Genomic DNA, 17,925 nt, shown 5'->3' with positions numbered 1-17,925 from the left:
CATGGAACCGATCGTGCTGGATACCACCGGTGCCGATATCCAAGGTGAGTCGGCGCGCATTCAGCAGCGCGGCCCGGTGACGCTGGTCGAGCTGCCCGGTGGGGTGCCCGCCTGGTCGGTCACCGACCAGGCCGTGCTCCGGAGCCTGCTCGCCGACCCCCGCGTGTCGAAAGACCCCAGGCAGCACTGGATGTCGTTCATCAACGGCGAGATCACCGAGGCCTGGCCGCTGCTGCCGTGGGTGGCGGTGGACAACATGTTCACCGCCTACGGCGCCGATCACCGCAGGCTGCGCCGGTTGGTCTCCCCGGCGTTCAGCCACCGTCGCAGTACCGCGCTTCGCCCGCGCATCGCCGAGATCACCGAGAGCCTGCTCGACGCGCTGGCAGCCGTCCCTGCGGGCGAGCCGGTCGATCTGCGCAGCGGCTTCGCCTATCCGGTCCCCATCCGGGTCATCACCGAACTGGTCGGTGTACCGGACGGGCTGGGACCCGCGCTGCACAAGTGTGTGGACGGCTTCTTCGACGGTTCGTTCACCGCCGAGCAGGCGCAGGCCAACTACCTCGAAATGTACGGATTGATCGGCGAACTCGTCGCCTATCGGCGCGAGCACCCCGGTGACGACGTGACCAGCGTGCTGATCGCCACGCGCGACGACGACGATTCCCACCTGTCGGAGAAGGAACTCGTCGACACGTTGATGCTGGTCATCAACGCCGGCCACGAGACGACGGTCAACCTGCTCGATCAGGCGATCGTCGCGCTGCTCACCCATCCCGAGCAGCGCGCCGCGGTGGCCGAGGGCCGGGTGTCGTGGGCCGACGTGGTGGAGGAGACCCTGCGCTACCAGGCCCCGGTGGCGCACCTGCCCCTGCGGTACGCGGTCGAGGACATCGACGTCGACGGCGGGCATCGGATCAGCAAGGGCGAAGCCATCCTGGCCTCCTACGCGGGTGCCAGCCGCGATCCGAAGGTCCACGGCGCCACCACCGCCGAGTTCGACCCGACCCGGGCCACCCGCGACCAGCATCTCGCCTTCGGCCACGGCGCACACCACTGCATCGGCGCGTCACTGGCCCGGCTCGAAGCGGCCGTCGCTTTGCCCGCGCTGTTCGATCGATTCCCGGGAATGCGCCTGGCCACGAGCCCGGCCGAGCTGGCGCCGATGCCCAGTTTCATCTCCAACGGGCACGCCGCTGTTCCGGTGTATCTGCACGCGGACTAGGTCGAAGGTCCCCGCTCCGCGTCGTCCTTCGGCGGCGGGGCGGAGTCGGGCATCACCATCGTCGTGGCGATCGACGGGTGCTCGGGGAGGCTCCGGTAGGCGCGGGCGGCAAGTCCCGCGCCTACGGTCCGCGCGGAACGTTGAACAGCGCCCGGCGGCCTTGGTACCGTGAATCGGGGACCGCCGTTCGGGCCGGTGCACCGTGCGGCCGCCGCCCGAGCACGATCAAGGGGCGCAGTCGATGCCGGTATTCATCGTGGAGCGGCAATTCGCCGAACAGCTCGAGGTGGCCCCGGAGACCGCCGCGGAGATCAATCGGATCAACGACGAGTTCGGCGTGCGCTGGCTCAGTTCCTTCCTGTCGCTGGACAAACGCAAGACCTTCTGCCTCTACGAGGCCGACAACGTCGAGGCGATCCGCGCCGCCGCGGTCCGGGCGGGCATTCCCGCCGACGCCATCCTGGAACTGTCCGGTACCGTCACACCCGACGGCGCCTTCGCGCCGCTGTCGACCGCGGACGGGCCGGTCACCGGCTAGAACAGCAGTCCGTGTTCGGTGGCGAAGATCGCGGCCCTGGTGCGGTTCGGCGCGCCCGTCTTGATCAGGATGCTGCGCACATGGTTGGCGGCAGTGTTGGCGCTGATGAACAACCGCTCACCGATCTCGCGATTGGACAGACCATCGGCGACCAGACGGAGCACATCCACCTCGCGGTCGGTCAGCCCGTTCGGGAGCGGGACGTGCTCGGAACGGGGAGCGGGATCGGCGTCCAGATCCCGCAGAATACGGCGGTGCCCGATCCGTCGTGCCAGGGCGCGGGCCTCGGTGGCGAGGTCGACGGCGGCCGGCCCCGACACGGCATCGGGGTGCCGGAGCCGGTGCCTGCACCAGGCAGCCAGGGTCTCGGCCTGATGGGTCACCGCGCCCATCCGGCGGTCCATCGCGAGCGCCCGCTCGAAGTGCCGATCGGCGCCGGGCGCGTCGAGCACGGAGTCCAGCTCGCCCAGATAGCGATCAGCGCTGCCGAAAACCGCGACGCTCGCGCCCGCCATCAGATTGGCGCCGGTGTACTCGGCCAGCAACGGGCGCAGCGTCGCCGCGACCGCGGTGTCGTCGAGCCGGACCGCCGCCTCGGCGGCGAACGCCAGCACCCCCGCCCATTGCGCCCCGAAGCGGTGATCGCCGAGCCGGTCGCACAGACAGGTCAGCACGCGCGCGGCCGCCTCCCACATCTCCAGTTCCGTGTACAGGGCCAGCAAGCCAGGCAACCAGTGATCGTCGAAGCTCTCGTGCCCGGAGATGAGCGGACGAATCTGTTCCAGGCCGCCGGTGACCCGCCGGAGCATGAACTGTTGCACGCCCCATGACCCCTCGGTCGCGCCGCCGAACTCGTGGGCGAACTGGTCGTCGAGCCAGTCGCTGATCCGCTCGGTGGCCGCGAAGTCCCCGACGGCGAACCGGTGCGCGCAGCGCGAGCATCCCGCGACGTACCGGAAGAACGGCTGTCCGCGGGCCAGCGCCAACTCGGTCAGATCGCGTTGGGCACCGCTCCACGCCGCCTCGTCGCCGAGAAGGTAGGCGAACACCGCGCGGTGGAAGGCGGCGGGCCCCCGGTAGTCGTCGTCACCGAGGCGCGCACCGATCGCGTTGAGCTCGACCGCCCGCGCCAGCAGCTCGGGCGCCAGGTCCGGGCGCAGGCCCTGCCACAGCGTCGTGCACAGGGCATGCGCGGTCAGCTCCGGGTCGTCGATGGTCCTGGCCCGCGTCAACGCGTCCTCGCCGATCCGGCGAGCCCGCCGGAAATCGCCGGTGAACGACGCGGCCCGTCCCATGCTCGCGCGGGCGCGGACCGACAGCGGATCGTCGTGGTCCAGCGCCGCGGCATGCAATGCCTCACTCAGCAGCGTCAGCGAGCGCTCCCCGCTCGCGGAGGGCCGCCACGACGCGTCCTCGTGTCCGATCGCGGCCGTCAGCCGGACACGCGGGTCCCCATCCGTGGCGAGCTCTTCGTAGAGCCGACGGGCGGTCGGGAAGTCACCACCGTGCAGGTGACAGCGCGCCGCCGCCGAGAGGAGTTCGACCCGGGTCGGTCCTCGCGTGACGCGCACCTGCGCCGCGCGCTCGTACAGCACGGCCGCCTCGCGATGGGCGATCCCGCGCTCGGCCTGGCGGGCGGCGAGTACCAAGTAGTGCACGGCCTTGTCCGCGTGTCCCAGGGCGCGCGCCCGGAAGTAGTGATGGGCCAACGCGGCCACCCGCGTCGGGTCCCGCTTCTCGACGGCCACGGCGACCCGCGCGTGCGCGGCCGCCAGGTCGCCGGCCGACATCCGGTCGAGCACAGCCTGACGAGCCAGGGCATGCGCGAACCGATAGTCGCCGTCTGCCGCACCCGCGACGAGCAGGCCCGCGCGCACGCCGAAGTCGATCCCCGCGAGGACCTCGGTCGAATCGAGTCCGTCGGACAGGGCCTCGGGGTCGACGACGTCGCCGGCGACCGCGGCCAGCTCGATCACGCGTGCGTGGCGCACATCGAAGGCCGCCAGCCTGCGAGCGAGTGCATCCTGGACCGAACGTGGGGCGGCGACGCCGGAACGGACCGCGGTCAGACCGCCACGGCCGGCCAGATCGTGCCAGTACTCCTGGAGGAAGAACGGGTTCCCGCCGGTGTGGTCACGCAGCACCGGCGCGGCCGATCTCGCCGACGCGCGGGACACCCCGGCGGCGCGAACGAGATACTCGGCCACGTCGTCGGTGCTCAGGCCGACGAGGTCGATCCGGGCGACACCGTCGAGACGGTGCAGATCGGCCAGCGCGAAGCTGACCGCGTCGGTGCGATCCGGGGCGGTCGTGCGGAGGGTCGCCAGCACGAGTAGCCGCTCACCGGCCGTGGACTCGACCAGATGAGACAGCATCGCCAGCGTCGGTTCCGAAGCCCACTGCAAATCCTCGAGGACGATGACCAGGGGCCGGCGCTCGATGGTCGCCAGCAGTACCCGCAGGAGCGCGTCGAACAGCACGGGCCGGGAGTCTCGGTCGCCCGGGTTCGGTTCGGCCGACGGCCAGTACCGCGACACGCTGGTGGTCAGGCGCAGCAGCGGAGCAGCCGCCGCGGGCGCGATAGTCCGCAGGATTTCCGGCGGGGTCTGTTCGATCGCCTGCTCGAGAATCGCGACGAAGGGCCGGTACGGAATGTCGAGGTCTTCCCGACACGCACCCCACAGCACCGTCGCACCGTGCGCGCGCAGCGCCGCGGCCGCCTCGCTCACCAGCCGGGTCTTGCCGACGCCGGGCTCGCCGCCTACGAAGACGACTTGTCGCCGATCGTCCTCGACCGCGGCCCAGACGGCCTCGAGCCGCGCGACTTCCGCGCGGCGGCCGACGAAGGCCGTGCCACTTCTCGGCGGAGCCGATTCCGTCACTTCTCGACCATAGCCGGATTCGACGACCACGCAGATAGTCCGATCTGACCCCCTCGCGGCGACGCCGATTCGATCAGATCAGGTCAGGCGCACCGGGCGGGCGCTCCGTAGCGTCACAGGTAACGCCGACCGAGGAGCACGCCATGGCAACGCCGATCGAGGACCTGCCCATCGAGGTCGCCCAGGGCGAGTTGGTGACCCGGTACATCGAGTGGGGCGACATGGCGATCCGGCACGCCAGCGTGCCGGCCGGGACCGATTTCGGCCCCGTCCTGCACGGTCTTCCCGACGACCGGTGCCCCTGCCCGCACTGGGGAATCGTGCTGGCCGGGTCGTTGCGGCTCGAGCACGCCGACGGCACGGTGGAGACGGCGAACGCCGGAGAGGTCTATTACTGGCCGGCCGGGCACACCGCCACCTCCGCCGGGGGAGCCGTCTTCCTCGAGGTCGGTCCGGTGGCGCAGATGCGCCAGTTCCACGACCACGTACTGCGCGGCTGATCGCCGCACCGGCTCGACTCGACCTCCAGGAGCAGACATGAACGGCACGCCGGCACTGACCATGCTCGAAGCGGTTCGCGGTGAGGTGATCACGGCGCAGTCGCCCGGCTACGACCGGGCGCGCTCGGTCTACAACGGGATGATCGACCGCACGCCTCTCGCGATCGTCGGCGCCGTCGACGTCGCCGACGTGCGCACCACCGTCGACGCCGCCCGGGAGAGCGGACTCGACCTGGCCGTTCGCGCCGGCGGCCACAGTGTCCCCGGTTTCGGCACCGTCGACGACGGCATCGTCGTGGACCTCTCCGCGATGAAGGGCATCCGCGTCGATCCCGAGCGGCGGATCGCCCGGGTACAGGCCGGCTGCACCTGGGGCGACTTCGACCACGCCGCGCACACCTTCGGCCTCGCCACCACCGGCGGGATCATCTCGACCACCGGCGTGGCCGGTCTGACCCTCGGCGGCGGAATCGGGTACCTCGCCCGTGCCTACGGTCTGTCCATCGACAACCTCCGATCCGCCGACGTGGTCCTGGCCGACGGCACCTTCGTGACGGCGAACGCGACCGAGCACCCCGACCTGTTCTGGGCACTGCGCGGCGGCGGCGGCAACTTCGGAGTGGTGACGGAATTGGAGTTCGACCTGCATCCCGTGGACACCATCTACGGCGGACCCATGTTCTTCGAGCTCGACGCCGCCGAGAAGCTGTTGCGGACCTACCGTGACTGGATCGCCGCGGCACCGCGCGCGATGGGCGCCTTCCCCGCCTTCCAGATCGCCCCGCCGCTGCCCTTCATCCCCGAAGACCGGGTCGGCGAGCCCTTCATGCTCGTGGTCTCGTGCTTCAACGGCAGCGACGAGGAGGGCGAAGCACTGCTCGCGGACCTTCGAGCGGTCGCGACGCCGGTCGCCGAGCACGTGGGCCGGATGCCCTATCCGGCGCTCAACAGCGCCTTCGACGCGCTGCTTCCCGCCGGACTACAGCACTACTGGAAGGCGGCGTTCCAGCCCGAGCTCACCGACGGCGCCATCGCCGCCCATCTCGCGTTCGGTCCCCGGGTCCCCGCCATGCAGTCCACCATGCACCTCTACCCGATCGATGGCGCCGTGCACGACGTCGCGGTGGACGCCACCGCGTTCGCCTACCGAAACGTGAACTTCGCTCCCGTCATCGCCGGTATGTGGCCGGACCCGATCGACAACGAATCCAATACCGAGTGGGTGCGCGACTACCACGCCGCGCTCGAACCGCACACCGCCGACGGCGGCTACATCAACTTCATGGCCTCCGACGACCAGAGCCGCATCCGCGCCAACTACGGCCCGAACTACGACCGTTTGGCGGCGGTCAAGAAGGCCTACGACCCGGCCAACCTGTTCCATCTCAATCAGAACATCGCCCCGGCCGCATAACGCGATCACCGGGCCCGCGAGGGCTGCGGCCGGGCCTGCCGGCACCCGGCTCGGACCGCGGTGATGGGCATTCCGCGTATTCGATCTAGAACACGTTCTACACTCCGGCCATGGACCTTGTCGCGATCGAGGAGATCAAGCGTCTCAAGCACCGGTACTTCCGCACACTCGACCTGAAACTGTGGGACGAGTTCGCGGACTGTCTCGCCGAGGACATCTCCGCGCGCTATGGCACCCAGGCCATGGCCGAGCCGCTGCATTTCGACAGCCGGGCCCGTGTCGTGGCGTTCATGGAGCAGAACCTCGGGCCCGGGATCGTCACGGTCCACATCGCCAACCATCCCGAGATCGACGTCGACGGTGATACCGCGCGGGGTTCCTGGGCGTTCGAGGACACCGTCCTGGTGCCGGACGCGAAGGTCCAGATCCGCGGCGGCGGATACTATTCCGACACCTATCGTCGCGACCCGGACGGTGCGTGGCGGATCGCCTCGACCCGCTACGAGCGCATCTACGAGGCATCGACCTCGCTGGCGGACCTCCCGAGCTTCACGATGCTCGCCAACCGGTGGGACCCTTCGCTCGAGCACTGACCACCGTGGTGGGCAGACCGTCGGTCGGTCGCGTCAGCGCTGTTCGGTGAGCGCCCGGCGCGACTCCTCGTGCAGGATCGCGAGGAGTTCCTCCTCCAGCGCGACGAACTCGGGCGCGGTGATCATGGACAGTCCGCGCGGGCGCGGCAGGTCGATGCGCAGTTCGTGGCGCACGGTGGCCGGGCGGGCCGACAGCACGATCACGCGGTCCGACAGATAGACCGCCTCACGGACATCGTGGGTGATCATCAAGACCATCCAGCGGTAGCGCTGCCAGACCTCCTGCAGCCACGACTGCATCTCGGTGCGGGTCAGGGAGTCGAGTGCCCCGAAGGGTTCGTCGAGCAGCAGCAGTTCGCGCTCCTGGACGACAGTCCGCAGCAGCGCGGCCCGCTGCCGCATCCCACCCGACAGCTGGGACGGGCGGGCGTCCTCGAAGCCGGACAGCCCGAAGACCGGGAACAGCGCGCGGGCCCGGCGCCGCGCCTCCGCTTTCGGGACGCCCTGGACACGCAAACCGAGGATGGTGTTGTCCAGCACCGATCGCCAGGGGAACAGCAGGTCCTTCTGCGGCATGTAGGCGCAGTGCGACGCGGTGTCCTCGCCGTCGGCCGCGCGGAAGCCGACGCTGCCGGAGTCGGGGGATTCGAGTCCGGCCAGCATGTTGAACACGGTGCTCTTGCCGCACCCGCTCGGTCCGATGACGGTGACGAACTCGCCCGATCGGACGGTGAACGACACCCCGCCCAGCACCGCGAGGTCCGGGCTGCGCCGACCGGGTTGCGGGAACGACTTGGTGAGACTGTCGACGACGATGCGGTCGCGCTCGGCGTCAGTCACGTCGGCTCCTGTTCTGCGCGCGCGACCACGGCGCGACGAGGCGTTCGATCGCGAAGGTCGACAGGTAGAGCGCGATGCTCAGCAGCGCCGTGACCAGCACCGCCGCCAGCACCAGGTCGGTGCGGAACGAATTCTTCTGCAGGCTCATATAGATGCCGAGACCGGCACTCGCGCCGACGTACTCGGCGAACACCGCGCCGACGACGGCATAGGTGATCCCGATCCGCAGCGCCGTGAAGAACCGTGGCAGGGCGGACGGTAGTCGCACATACCGGAACTCCTGCCACCGGGAGGCGCCCATGCTCCGCAGCAGCGCGCCCGCGTCGCGGTCGGCCGCGGCGAATCCCTCGATCAGGCCGATGGCCATCGGGAAGAAGGTGACCAGCGCGACCACCAGGATCTTCGGCAGGAGACCGAACCCGAACCAGATGATCATCAACGGTGCGATCGCCACGATCGGCACGGTCTGCGACGCGACGAACAGCGGCACCAGCGCCCGCCGCAGCCACGGCGAGAAGTCGACGATCACCGCCAGCACCCACGCCAGCGTCAGCGACACCGCGAACCCGGCCAACGTCACCTGCAACGTCGCGGCGGCGTGGGACAGGATCTCGTCCCGGTGCGCCCACCCCTGCTGGACCACCCGCAGCGGCGACGGCAGCACCTGCGGTCGGACACCGCTGCTGGTGACGTAGACCTGCCAGCCGGCGACGAGCGCCGCCACCGTGACGAACGACGGTATCGCCCACCGGATCCCGGCCCAGCGCGCCGTCCCGCCGTCGTCGCCGGTGGGGGCCGGCGACGACGCGGCTACGGGCAGCTCACCGGTCGGCGAGGTACTCATCGGTGAAATAGGTCGACCAGTCGGGTTCGGTGGTCAGCGGCTTGCCATCGGGGCCGGTCAGCAGGCCGCTCCGGTACAGGAAGCCGGAATTGGCCGACCACTGCTCCACCGTCTGGGTGCCCACCGTGCCCTGGGCATCCTTCATGAACTGTTCGGCCAGCATGCGCTGGCTCTCGAAGACCAGCTTCTCGTCGGTGAACGCGCCCGGGTTGGCGGTGATGAGATCCTGCGCCGCCGCGTCCGGGTTGTCCGCGGCGAACTGGTAGCCGCGTTGCAGCGCCTGCACGAATTTCGCGGCGCGGTCCGGGTTCTGGGCCAGCCAGCCCTCGTTGGCATCGATCACGATCGCGTAGGAATCCGGGAAACCGAAGTCGGTGTAGCGGAAGTATCGCATCGGGGTGCCGTGGTGTTCGGCCTCGATCCCTTCCCACGCCAGGTACGAGACAGTGAAGTCCGCCTTGCCGGAGTAGACCGCTTCGTAGGCCGACGAACCCAGCACCACCGAGGTGAAATCGCCGCGGCCACCGTCGTTGCGGATGACCTGCTGCAGCGCCTCCCGCTCACCCGGGTCGCCGAAGCCGGCGTAGGTCTTGCCGTCGAGATCCTTCGGGCTCGCGAGGTCGGCGCGATCGGCGCGCACCCCGATGCCCGTCGCCCAGTGCTGCAGCGGCGCGAGCACCGACTTGACCTGCGCGCCCGACGCGCGGGCGAAGGTCGACGAATTGTGGGTACTGATCCCGAATTCCGCGTTGCCGGCGTCGATCATCGTATCGACCGAGGTGTTGTTGTACGGCAGGACCTGCACATCCAGACCGACGTCGGCGAAATAGCCGCGCTGCAACGCGACGTAGAGCCCGGCGTGGTTGGTGTTGGGCGTCCAGTCCAGCGCGAACCGAATCGTCTGATCGGAGCCGCCGCCCGAACCGCAGGCGGTCAGCAGCGACAGCGCCGCGACGGTGGTGGCCATGACCGCGAACGCGCGGCGAAGACGCCCGCTCATGCGGCAGGCCAGGGCTGCGGATGCAGGGCGGTGTCCCAGAACATCAACTCGTAGCGCACGGCGAGGACGAACGCCTTCTCCATCGCCCCGCGCTCCTGCTCGCTCGCCGAGTCGGCGGCGGCGTCGACCAGCGAGCGGGCCGTGGCCGCGGACTGCTGGAACTCCGCCGCGCCGTAGGTGCTGACCCACTGGGCGTACGGATGGGCGGGATCGGTCGCGATCACCTTCGCGGCGCTCTCGGCCAAGCCGCGGCCCACGTCGGCGTAGATCCAGAAGCAGGGCAGCACGGCCGCCGCGGCGACGGCGTAGGAATCGGTCGCGGCCGCGGCGATCAGGAAGGACACGTAGGCGAGGCAGGTCTGCGAATGCTCCGCGTCGCCCTGCCGCGGGGGCAGCGCTCCACCGGTGAGCATCTGATCGTGCATGGCCGACTCGACCGCGGCCGCGTTGGCGGACGAGGTCGCCCAGAACGCCGCGGTCCGCGGGTCCGGTGACTTGGCGGCCAGGATCGCCAGCGCCTTCGAATACCCGGTCAGATACAGCGAATCCTGCTCGATGTAGGTGCGGAACACCTCGAGCGGCAACGTGCCCTCGCCGAGGTGGCGCAGGAATTCCAGCTCGTCGATCGCGCTGCGCAGGACCTTGGTCCGGTCCCAGAGGTGATCGGTGAACAAGCCGGTATTTGTGGTGTGGGCGCGCAACACCGTGACATCCCTTCGTCAGCATTACCTGAACAGGTTCAGCGGGTCTGTTCTCAGCCTCGCGGTCGCGAGACACCCCGTGTCGGAACTCGACCGACACTAGCAGCGACCACCGACACGCGGACGCCACCCGGGTGCGCGCGCAGCCCCGCTCACGGTGGTAAGTGTTCGGCCGCGGATCGGCACCCAGTAACTTGGCTGCCAAGGAAGCCGTCTTCCGCACCCGTCGGACCCGCCGAACGAAGAGAGCTGAGCAATGTCGACCTCTACCGCGCGTGCACACATCGGTGTCACCGGCCTGGCCGTGATGGGCAGCAACATCGCCCGCAACTTCGCCAAGCACGGCTACACCGTCGCGCTGCACAACCGTTCCGTGGCCAAGACCGACGCGCTGCTCGCCGAGCACGGCGACGACGGCGACTTCGTCCGCACCGAGACCGTCGAGGAGTTCGTCGCGGCGCTGGAGAAGCCGCGGCGGGTGCTGATCATGGTCAAGGCAGGCGAGGCGACCGACACCGTCATCGAGGAACTGGCCGCCGTGATGGAGCCGGGCGACATCATCATCGACGGCGGCAACGCCCTCTACACCGACACCATCCGCCGCGAGGCCGCCCTGCGCGAGCGGGGCCTGAACTTCGTCGGTGCGGGCATCTCGGGCGGCGAGGAAGGCGCGCTCAACGGTCCCGCGATCATGCCGGGCGGACCGAAGGAGTCCTACGAGTCGCTCGGCCCGCTGCTGGAGTCGATCGCGGCCCAGGTCGACGGCACCCCGTGCTGCACCCACATCGGCCCCGACGGTTCCGGGCACTTCGTCAAGATGGTGCACAACGGCATCGAATACGCCGACATGCAGCTGATCGGCGAGGCCTACCACCTGTTCCGGGACGCGCTCGGCTTCGACGCCGGGCAGATCGCGCAGGTGTTCACGCAGTGGAACTCCGGCGACCTGGAGAGCTACCTGGTCGAGATCACCGCCGAGGTGCTCGCCCAGGTCGACGCCAAGACCGGCAAGCCGCTGGTCGACGTCATCGTCGACGCCGCCGAGCAGAAGGGCACCGGCCGCTGGACGGTCAAGTCCGCGCTCGATCTCGGCGTGCCGGTGACCGGCATCGCCGAGGCGGTCTTCGCCAGAGCGCTGTCCGGTTCCCGGGCCCAGCGCAAAGCCGCGGTGGGCCTGGCGTCGGGCACCCTGGCCGACAAGCCCACCGATGTCGAGCAGTTCACCGAAGACATCCGGCAGGCGCTGTACGCCTCGAAGGTCGTCGCGTACGCGCAGGGCTTCGACCAGATCGCCGCGGGCAGCGCCGAATACGGCTGGGATCTGCACCCCGGTGATCTGGCGACCATCTGGCGCGGCGGCTGCATCATCCGGGCCCGGTTCCTGAACCGGATCAAGGACGCCTACGAGCAGGACCCCGCCCTGCCGAGCCTGATCCTGGCGCCCTACTTCCGCGAGGCCATCGAGACCGCGATCGACAGCTGGCGGCGCGTGGTGTCCACCGCCACCCTGCTCGGAATCCCCGTCCCGGCGTTCGCGTCCTCGCTGTCCTACTACGACGCCCTGCGCGCCGAGCGCCTCCCGGCCGCCCTGACCCAGGGCCAGCGCGACTTCTTCGGCGCCCACACCTACGAGCGCATCGACGCCGACGGCAAGTTCCACACGCTGTGGAGCGGTGACCGCAGCGAGGTGGCCGCGGACTGAGTGCCCGCTACTGACAGTTCCGCTCGTCGGAGCCGTCGCCACAGTCGTCGTCACCGTCGCACAGCCATTGTTTCTGAACGCATCTGTCGTTGTCGCAGGTGAATTCGTTCGGCTCACACAGGTGCTTACCGCTGTGACATTCGCTGCGGGCTCCGCCCGGACCGAATGCGAACGACATCAGCGTCTCGGCGTCGACGGTGGCGGCGACTTCGGCCACGGCCGGCGCGGACAGCAGCGCCAGCGTTGTCATGGTCGCTCCGAGAGCTGTCGCGAGGACGGTAAAGACACGCATTCGAGGGACCTCCTGCTGAGATTCGTTCTCCGTGTAAGAACTTCGGTCTCCAGCGAACAGTCGAGCGTCGATTCCCTGTCGAGGATCGCACGCCGGACCACCGAATTCGGGGAAGCGGATGGCACAACCCGGATCGCAGGTCGTCGGTCCCGATCCCGCTCGGCCGGCGCGAAGGTGGTGGCGACCGCTCGCGCTGAGACAAGCACCCCGTTGTGCGAAACGGGGTTTTATGGCTTCTGACAGGGCGCAATAACGTCGAATACGTGGAGTGGAATTTTCAGTCGGCCGAAGAGTTCTCAACTGCCCTGCGTGCCGGTTCGGTGAGCTCGGCAGAACTCACCGAGGCGGCGATCGCCCGTATCGAGCGTGAGGACCGGGCGATCAACGCGATCTGTGTACCGGACTTCGACCGCGCGCGGGCCGCCGCACATCGTGCCGATCAGGCGCGTGCCCGCGGCGAGGATCGGCCGCTGCTCGGCATCCCGATGACGGTCAAGGAGTCCTACGACGTCGCCGGGCTACCCACGACCTGGGGTATGCCGCAGCACGCGAACTATGTCCCGACCGAGAACGCGGTCCAGGTAGCGCGGCTCGAGGCCGCGGGCGCGGTCGTGCTCGGCAAGACCAATGTGCCGCTGGGCCTGCAAGATATCCAGAGCTTCAACGAGATCTACGGCACCACCACCAACCCGTGGGATCACGAGCGCACCTCGGGTGGATCCTCGGGCGGCTCGGCGGCGGCCCTGGCATGTGGGTTCGGCGCGCTGTCCCTCGGTTCCGACCTGGCCGGTTCGCTGCGTACTCCCGCGCATTTCTGCGGTGTCTACGCGCACAAGCCGACAGTCGGGCTGGCGCCGACGCGCGGCATGGTCGCCCCGGACGCGCCCGCCCTGCCGATCGATCTGGACCTCGCGGTCGTCGGTCCGATGGCGCGCACCGCCCGCGACCTGGGCCTGCTGCTCGACGTCATGGCCGGACCGGACCCGCTCACACACGGCCGGGCCTACGACGTGACGCTGCCGCCCGCGCGTCACGAGCGGCTGGCCGACTTCCGGGTCCTGGTCGTCGAGGACCATCCGCTCATACCCACCGGCGCCGCCGTGCGGGCGGGGGTGAACCGGGTGGCCGACGCGCTGATCGACGGCGGCGCCCGCGTCGAACGGCACAGTCCGCTGCTGCCCGACCTGACCGAAGCCGGGACGCTCTACACACAGTTGCTGTTCTCGGGCTCGGTGGCACGATTTCCCGTCGACGCCTACGAGCAGCTGCAAACCCGCGCCGCCGAACTCCACGCCGACGACCGGAGTCTCGACGCCGCGCGGCTGCGCGCCATGGTGTTCACCCACCGCGACTGGCTCGCGGTGACCAACCGTCGCGAGCTGCATCGCCACGGCTGGCGTCAGCTGTTCGCCGAGTTCGACGCGGTGGTGTGCCCGATCACGCCGACTCCCGCGTTCCCGCACGATCACAACCCTGATCTGCTGGAACGCCGGATCGACATCGACGGCGGCGCGTACCCGTACTTCGACCAGCTCGTCTGGGCCGGTCTGGCCACGATGCCCGGCCTGCCCGCGACCGCCATCCCGACGGGTCTGTCCACCGCAGGACTGCCGGTGGGCGTGCAACTCATCGGACCGATGTTCGAAGACCGCACCCCGTTGCGGCTGGCCGAACTGCTCGAGCAGAAGATCGGCGGCTTCCGGCCGCCGAGGTAGCCCGCCGCACCGGGTCACCGATGAGTTCTCGCCGCCGGACACGTCACTATCGGCATGACGACACACACGCTCGCTACTCCCGGCGCAACGCTCACCTACGACGTCCACGGGCCGCTCCCGACCACCGACGGACGGCCGCCGCTGCTCATGATCGGCCTCCCGATGGACGCGAGTGGCTTCACCGCGCTCGCGTCGCGTTTCCCCGATCGCACGGTCGTCAGCTACGACCCGCGCGGGCTCGGTCGCAGTGTCCGCACCGACGGCCTGGTCGACAACGTCCCCGCCGTGCACGCCGAGGACGTCCACGCCGTCATCGAGGCGCTCGGCGCGGGCCCGGTCGAGATCTTCGCCAGCAGCGGCGGGGCCATCGTCGCGTTCGCGCTGGTGAGCGCGCACCCCGACGACGTGACCACCCTGGTCGCACACGAACCGCCGTTGCTGTCCGCGCTGCCCGATGCCGCCGCGGCCGAGCGGGCCGCGGCGGGGTATCGCGAGGCCTACGCCGCGAAAGGCTTCGGCACGGGCATGGCGGCTTTCATCGCGATGACCTCCTGGCAGGGCGAATTCACCGACGACTACTTCGCCGCGCCCGCCGCGGATCCCGCGTTGTTCGGCCTGCCGGCCGAAGACGACGGCGCCCGCGACCACCCGCTGCTCTCGGAGCGATCCCGCCCGGTCCTCGACTACCGCGCCGACCTCCCCGCGCTCACCGCGGCGCCGACCCGGATCGTGCTCGGCTACGGCGAGGAGTCGACGGGCACGGTCACCGAGCGCACCTCGACGGCGATCGCCGATCGACTCGGCAGCCGACCGGTCGTCTTCCCGAGCCACCACGGCGGCTTCACCGGTGCGGAGTCCGGTTATCCGGGGCAGCCGGAGGCTTTCGCTCGTACCCTCCACGGAGTCCTCGACAGCATCCGGTGATCCAGTGTGTCCCGACGTCGCCGCCACGCCGGGTGAAGCTCACCACGGGTGTCGAGTTCCCCGCGATCGGTTCGGAAGCGCGACGTCGGGTATGCGCGAGGTGACGCCGCTGGATTCGGCGGCGTCGCCGACGGCCGATAGAGGAGGTCGAATTGGATATCGAACGAGGCAACACCAAGCATGGACCCGCCCACGACGCGGAGTTGGCCGACGAACTGGACAAGGCTCTCCGAGGCACGGGCCGGGTCGAGGACTGGCGTGAACCGGAACCGCTCTCCGGCGACGACACCGAGAGCGACATCGGATCCGACTACCGCAACCGTGCGTTCCCCGCCCCCACTGCTTCGCCGCGGCCTCGCGCGAGCACGCCGACGAAGGCGGACGGCGACGAGCGCAAGAAGGCACCGCTGATCGATCTCCGCGGGCTCACCGACCTGCCGAACGCCGTCGTGTCCGCCGCGTTCCAGACCGCGGCGCGGGTGCGGCACGCGCGGGTGTTCCACCCGCGGGGAATCCGCCTGGCCGGGCGATTCCGGCCGACGCAGCAGTACGAACAGTGGTTCGGGGCCGGTGATCGGGCGGTCATCGCCCGACTGTCGAAGGGACTGGGTAGTCCGGTCGGGGTGCCCGACGTGCTCGGGTTGGCGTTTCGGGTGCTCGATCGCGACGATCACCCGTGGGATTTCGCGCTGGCGACCACGGGCCGCGGCACCCTCGGCCGATTCGTCTTCACACCGGCGCGCGGCTGGTCGACGGCCTGTTTCGGCTCGCTGTTGCCGTACCGGTTCGCCGACGCCTCACCGGCGTGGTTGTTCGCCGAGCCGCTCGACCCCGAGGCGCTGCCGAACACCGCGTCGTTGCAGGCGGTGGGCGACTACCTCGACAGCCAGGTGATGCGCTACACCCTCACCGCCGACGGGCTGGGCGGCCCCGCCGAGACGATCGGTGAGCTGGACCTGCGCCGCGCCGAACCGGGGGAGCACCGCACGGACTTCTTCGACCCCGTCCTCAACCATCCCGCCGAGGTGGCGTTGGTCCCGAACATGGTCAACCGGATCCGCGAGAGCGCCTATACCGGCAGCCGGCGCGGCCGCGATGACGAGGGACCGCGGCCCGGCTGAGGCGAACGTGGCCGCGGCCCCACAACGGCTACAGCGCGCGTCGGGTCCGGCCCCGATCCGCGATGCGGAATTCGACGGTGACCGGGATGGCGGCGAGGTCGAGCGCGGTGCGCAGGCGCGGCACGGCGTGGCCGAGGATGCGCCTGCGCAGGGCGGGCAGGTCGGCGGCGGGATCGGTGTCGATGAGCAGATGCAGGTCGGGGGCCGTCGCGCTACCCGCGAGACGTGCTGTCGCGGAACGGACTCCCTCGTAGGTCGCCACATCGGCGGCCACCGCGTCGGCGGCGGTGCCGGAGCCGAGAATCGTGCCGCCGTGCCCGGCGGTGTCGCCGAGCTGCCACACGGCACGCTTGGGCAGCCGGGTGAACTGGGCAGCCAGCCAGCGCAGCGAGATCAGTGCGAGCACCACCGCGCCGGCGATCACGAGGTAGAAGACGATGCTGGGCGGCTCTTCGGTGCCGGGAGCCAGCGGGGTCGCGGGGGAGACCCGGAAGGCACCGAAGTGCGCCGCGATCAGCAGCCCGCCGGCCGTGGCGAGCACGATGCCGAGCAGTGCGAGCACACCGCGGTTCAGCCGGGCCGGCCGGTTGGCGGTGGTCATCGCGCACCCCCGGGGCCGATGGTGCGCAGGCTGGTGCGCAAGCGGGGGACCTCGGCCGGCTTGATCCGGTCGAGCCGCTCCGCGACCGCCACCCCGACGTCCTGGGCGGTCTGCTCGGCCGTGTGGTGGGTATGGCCCGAGACCTGGATCTTCTTGCGACGCAGTCGGACCCGGGATCTGTCCAGGCCGTCCACCCCGCCGGTGGCGTCGGCGAGCGCGTTGCGCAGGCTGCGGCGGGCGATGCCGGCGTCGATGCCGTCCCCGGCTTCGAGCGCCAGCACCACCGGCTTGCCCGGCAGCGCCGCTACCGCCAGCAGGGCCAGGCCGAGTACCGCGACGACGATGCCGACGCCGAGCACCCATCCGCTACCCCACGCCGTCTGGTGCAGCCGGGTGGCGATGCTGTCGTAGGAGACCCATTCCCGTGTCCCGGTGAGCCGCTGGACCAGCGACACCACTACGAGCACCGCGACGGCGCACAGCGCCAGCGCGGCGACGACGGCTGGGACGACCCGGCGTGGGCGGCGTGTCATCGGACTCTCCTCTCGGGCGGTTCCGGCACCATGGCCGAGACCTCGATGTCGACTCGTGGCACGGTGAGCCCGGTCAGCTCCTCGGTCCTGGTGATCAGATGCGCGCGGCACTGCTCGGTCACGCCGCGCACCGACAGCGGATAGCGGACGGGGAGCCGGACGCGCAGGGTCGCGCCGGTCCCGACAACCTGCGCGCTCACCTGCACCTCGGGCCCGACTCCGGTCACCTCGGCGGCGGCCCGCTCGGCGATGCGGCGTACCGCGCGCTCGCCGATCGTGGTCGTGCCGGGGAGCGGGGCGGCGGCGCTGGTCACCGCCTGCCCCGATCCTGCGCCGAGCGCAACAGCCCGGACAGGTCGACCTCGCCGTCGAGCCAGCGCCCGATCAGCAGGCCGAGGCCACCGAAGATCAGCACGACAGCGAACGCGCCCAAGCCACCGAAGGCGGCGGCGAATCCGAGGGACAGACCCATGACGAGGCAGATCGTGGTGGCGTTCATG

The 17,925-nt window shown here is 70.1% G+C and carries 19 protein-coding genes and 1 riboswitch; of the genes, 9 read left to right on the top strand and 10 right to left on the bottom strand.

The window, feature by feature from the left end; translation table 11 throughout:
- The first annotated feature begins 1 nt into the window (after position 1).
- Both Q7X29_RS19865 and Q7X29_RS19860 read left to right on the top strand, forming a co-directional pair.
- Entirely contained in the window at positions 2-1,225 is a 1,224-nt protein-coding gene (locus Q7X29_RS19865; protein WP_316574994.1) for a cytochrome P450 family protein, read from the top strand.
- 241 nt (positions 1,226-1,466) lie between these two features.
- Positions 1,467-1,763: a DUF4242 domain-containing protein gene (locus tag Q7X29_RS19860; protein ID WP_218718117.1), complete on the top strand. Its 297-nt coding sequence runs from the start codon at positions 1,467-1,469 to the stop codon at positions 1,761-1,763.
- On the opposite strand, the gene Q7X29_RS19855 is transcribed toward Q7X29_RS19860, so the two are convergent.
- Entirely contained in the window at positions 1,760-4,645 is a 2,886-nt protein-coding gene (locus tag Q7X29_RS19855; RefSeq protein WP_316574993.1) for an ATP-binding protein, read from the bottom strand. The genes Q7X29_RS19860 and Q7X29_RS19855 overlap by 4 nt on opposite strands.
- Before the next feature lie 143 nt (positions 4,646-4,788).
- Between Q7X29_RS19855 and Q7X29_RS19850 the strand changes: the two genes are divergently transcribed.
- The 3 genes from Q7X29_RS19850 to Q7X29_RS19840 all read left to right on the top strand — a co-directional run bounded on the left by Q7X29_RS19850 (position 4,789) and on the right by Q7X29_RS19840 (position 7,152).
- Positions 4,789-5,145 (top strand): cupin domain-containing protein, encoded by a 357-nt coding sequence (locus Q7X29_RS19850; protein WP_218718115.1) that lies wholly within the window; start codon positions 4,789-4,791, stop codon positions 5,143-5,145.
- Positions 5,146-5,182: 37 nt separating this feature from the next.
- The gene (locus Q7X29_RS19845; RefSeq protein ID WP_316574992.1) at positions 5,183-6,559 is read left to right on the top strand and encodes an FAD-binding oxidoreductase; all 1,377 of its coding nucleotides are present in this window, start codon (positions 5,183-5,185) and stop codon (positions 6,557-6,559) included.
- 110 nt (positions 6,560-6,669) lie between these two features.
- The gene (locus tag Q7X29_RS19840; RefSeq protein WP_218718114.1) at positions 6,670-7,152 is read left to right on the top strand and encodes a nuclear transport factor 2 family protein; all 483 of its coding nucleotides are present in this window, start codon (positions 6,670-6,672) and stop codon (positions 7,150-7,152) included.
- Between the two features lie 33 nt (positions 7,153-7,185).
- Here the strand turns inward: Q7X29_RS19840 and Q7X29_RS19835 are convergent, their stop codons facing one another.
- From Q7X29_RS19835 to Q7X29_RS19820, 4 genes are all read right to left on the bottom strand, one after another.
- Positions 7,186-7,992 (bottom strand): ABC transporter ATP-binding protein, encoded by an 807-nt coding sequence (locus tag Q7X29_RS19835; RefSeq protein WP_218718113.1) that lies wholly within the window; start codon positions 7,990-7,992, stop codon positions 7,186-7,188.
- Positions 7,985-8,836 carry an ABC transporter permease gene (locus Q7X29_RS19830; protein WP_218718112.1) on the bottom strand — a complete coding sequence of 284 codons (852 nt, stop codon included), beginning with the start codon at positions 8,834-8,836 and terminating at the stop codon, positions 7,985-7,987. The genes Q7X29_RS19835 and Q7X29_RS19830 overlap by 8 nt, the downstream gene beginning before the upstream one ends.
- A complete protein-coding gene (locus Q7X29_RS19825; protein ID WP_316574991.1) occupies positions 8,814-9,836 on the bottom strand; it encodes an ABC transporter substrate-binding protein in 1,023 nt (340 codons plus the stop codon). The genes Q7X29_RS19830 and Q7X29_RS19825 overlap by 23 nt, the downstream gene beginning before the upstream one ends.
- On the bottom strand, positions 9,833-10,540 hold the full coding sequence (locus Q7X29_RS19820) for a TenA family protein (protein WP_316574990.1): 708 nt from the start codon (positions 10,538-10,540) through the stop codon (positions 9,833-9,835). Before Q7X29_RS19820 ends, Q7X29_RS19825 begins: the two co-directional genes overlap by 4 nt.
- Positions 10,531-10,627, bottom strand: a riboswitch (TPP riboswitch). It overlaps the preceding gene by 10 nt.
- Before the next feature lie 166 nt (positions 10,628-10,793).
- On the opposite strand from Q7X29_RS19820, the gene gndA reads away from it, so the two are divergent.
- Positions 10,794-12,239 carry an NADP-dependent phosphogluconate dehydrogenase gene (gene gndA / locus Q7X29_RS19815; RefSeq protein WP_218718109.1) on the top strand — a complete coding sequence of 482 codons (1,446 nt, stop codon included), beginning with the start codon at positions 10,794-10,796 and terminating at the stop codon, positions 12,237-12,239.
- A gap of 7 nt (positions 12,240-12,246) precedes the next feature.
- Here gndA and Q7X29_RS19810 read toward each other — a convergent pair whose 3' ends face one another.
- The gene (locus Q7X29_RS19810; RefSeq protein ID WP_218718108.1) at positions 12,247-12,489 is read right to left on the bottom strand and encodes a hypothetical protein; all 243 of its coding nucleotides are present in this window, start codon (positions 12,487-12,489) and stop codon (positions 12,247-12,249) included.
- 305 nt (positions 12,490-12,794) lie between these two features.
- On the opposite strand from Q7X29_RS19810, the gene Q7X29_RS19805 reads away from it, so the two are divergent.
- From Q7X29_RS19805 to Q7X29_RS19795, 3 genes are all read left to right on the top strand, one after another.
- Positions 12,795-14,246, top strand: a complete 1,452-nt coding sequence (locus Q7X29_RS19805; RefSeq protein ID WP_218718107.1) for an amidase — start codon at positions 12,795-12,797, stop codon at positions 14,244-14,246.
- A 54-nt stretch (positions 14,247-14,300) separates the two neighbouring features.
- The gene (locus Q7X29_RS19800; RefSeq protein ID WP_316574989.1) at positions 14,301-15,170 is read left to right on the top strand and encodes an alpha/beta fold hydrolase; all 870 of its coding nucleotides are present in this window, start codon (positions 14,301-14,303) and stop codon (positions 15,168-15,170) included.
- A 152-nt stretch (positions 15,171-15,322) separates the two neighbouring features.
- Positions 15,323-16,291: a hypothetical protein gene (locus tag Q7X29_RS19795; RefSeq protein WP_255587604.1), complete on the top strand. Its 969-nt coding sequence runs from the start codon at positions 15,323-15,325 to the stop codon at positions 16,289-16,291.
- 28 nt (positions 16,292-16,319) lie between these two features.
- On the opposite strand, the gene Q7X29_RS19790 is transcribed toward Q7X29_RS19795, so the two are convergent.
- Genes Q7X29_RS19790 through Q7X29_RS19775 form a run of 4 tightly spaced genes read right to left on the bottom strand, consistent with a single transcriptional unit; the run spans position 16,320 to position 17,924 of the window.
- Entirely contained in the window at positions 16,320-16,892 is a 573-nt protein-coding gene (locus Q7X29_RS19790; RefSeq protein WP_316574988.1) for an Asp23/Gls24 family envelope stress response protein, read from the bottom strand.
- A complete protein-coding gene (locus tag Q7X29_RS19785; protein ID WP_218718104.1) occupies positions 16,889-17,425 on the bottom strand; it encodes a DUF6286 domain-containing protein in 537 nt (178 codons plus the stop codon). Before Q7X29_RS19785 ends, Q7X29_RS19790 begins: the two co-directional genes overlap by 4 nt.
- Complete coding sequence (locus Q7X29_RS19780; protein WP_218718103.1) at positions 17,422-17,739, bottom strand: Asp23/Gls24 family envelope stress response protein; 318 nt, start codon at positions 17,737-17,739, stop codon at positions 17,422-17,424. Before Q7X29_RS19780 ends, Q7X29_RS19785 begins: the two co-directional genes overlap by 4 nt.
- Positions 17,736-17,924: a hypothetical protein gene (locus Q7X29_RS19775; protein WP_019050519.1), complete on the bottom strand. Its 189-nt coding sequence runs from the start codon at positions 17,922-17,924 to the stop codon at positions 17,736-17,738. The genes Q7X29_RS19780 and Q7X29_RS19775 overlap by 4 nt, the downstream gene beginning before the upstream one ends.
- Position 17,925 lies beyond the last annotated feature (1 nt).

The sequence above is a fragment of the Nocardia canadensis genome, from assembly GCF_032656385.1.
GTDB classification, from domain to species: Bacteria; Actinomycetota; Actinomycetes; order Mycobacteriales; family Mycobacteriaceae; genus Nocardia; species Nocardia canadensis.
Note: the sequence above shows the minus strand (reverse complement) of the source record. Positions and strands in the feature narration are given on the sequence as shown.

Excerpts from the sequence above, each read along its gene's own strand:
- Q7X29_RS19865 (WP_316574994.1), top strand. The coding sequence starts at position 2 with ATGGAACCGATCGTGCTGGATACCACCGGTGCCGATATCCAAGGTGAG.
- Q7X29_RS19860 (WP_218718117.1), top strand. The coding sequence starts at position 1,467 with ATGCCGGTATTCATCGTGGAGCGGCAATTCGCCGAACAGCTCGAGGTG.
- Q7X29_RS19850 (WP_218718115.1), top strand. The coding sequence starts at position 4,789 with ATGGCAACGCCGATCGAGGACCTGCCCATCGAGGTCGCCCAGGGCGAG.
- Q7X29_RS19845 (WP_316574992.1), top strand. The coding sequence starts at position 5,183 with ATGAACGGCACGCCGGCACTGACCATGCTCGAAGCGGTTCGCGGTGAG.
- Q7X29_RS19840 (WP_218718114.1), top strand. The coding sequence starts at position 6,670 with ATGGACCTTGTCGCGATCGAGGAGATCAAGCGTCTCAAGCACCGGTAC.
- Q7X29_RS19830 (WP_218718112.1), bottom strand. The coding sequence starts at position 8,836 with ATGAGTACCTCGCCGACCGGTGAGCTGCCCGTAGCCGCGTCGTCGCCG.
- Q7X29_RS19825 (WP_316574991.1), bottom strand. The coding sequence starts at position 9,836 with ATGAGCGGGCGTCTTCGCCGCGCGTTCGCGGTCATGGCCACCACCGTC.
- gndA (WP_218718109.1), top strand. The coding sequence starts at position 10,794 with ATGTCGACCTCTACCGCGCGTGCACACATCGGTGTCACCGGCCTGGCC.
- Q7X29_RS19810 (WP_218718108.1), bottom strand. The coding sequence starts at position 12,489 with ATGACAACGCTGGCGCTGCTGTCCGCGCCGGCCGTGGCCGAAGTCGCC.
- Q7X29_RS19800 (WP_316574989.1), top strand. The coding sequence starts at position 14,301 with ATGACGACACACACGCTCGCTACTCCCGGCGCAACGCTCACCTACGAC.
- Q7X29_RS19790 (WP_316574988.1), bottom strand. The coding sequence starts at position 16,892 with ATGACCACCGCCAACCGGCCGGCCCGGCTGAACCGCGGTGTGCTCGCA.
- Q7X29_RS19785 (WP_218718104.1), bottom strand. The coding sequence starts at position 17,425 with ATGACACGCCGCCCACGCCGGGTCGTCCCAGCCGTCGTCGCCGCGCTG.
- Q7X29_RS19775 (WP_019050519.1), bottom strand. The coding sequence starts at position 17,924 with ATGAACGCCACCACGATCTGCCTCGTCATGGGTCTGTCCCTCGGATTC.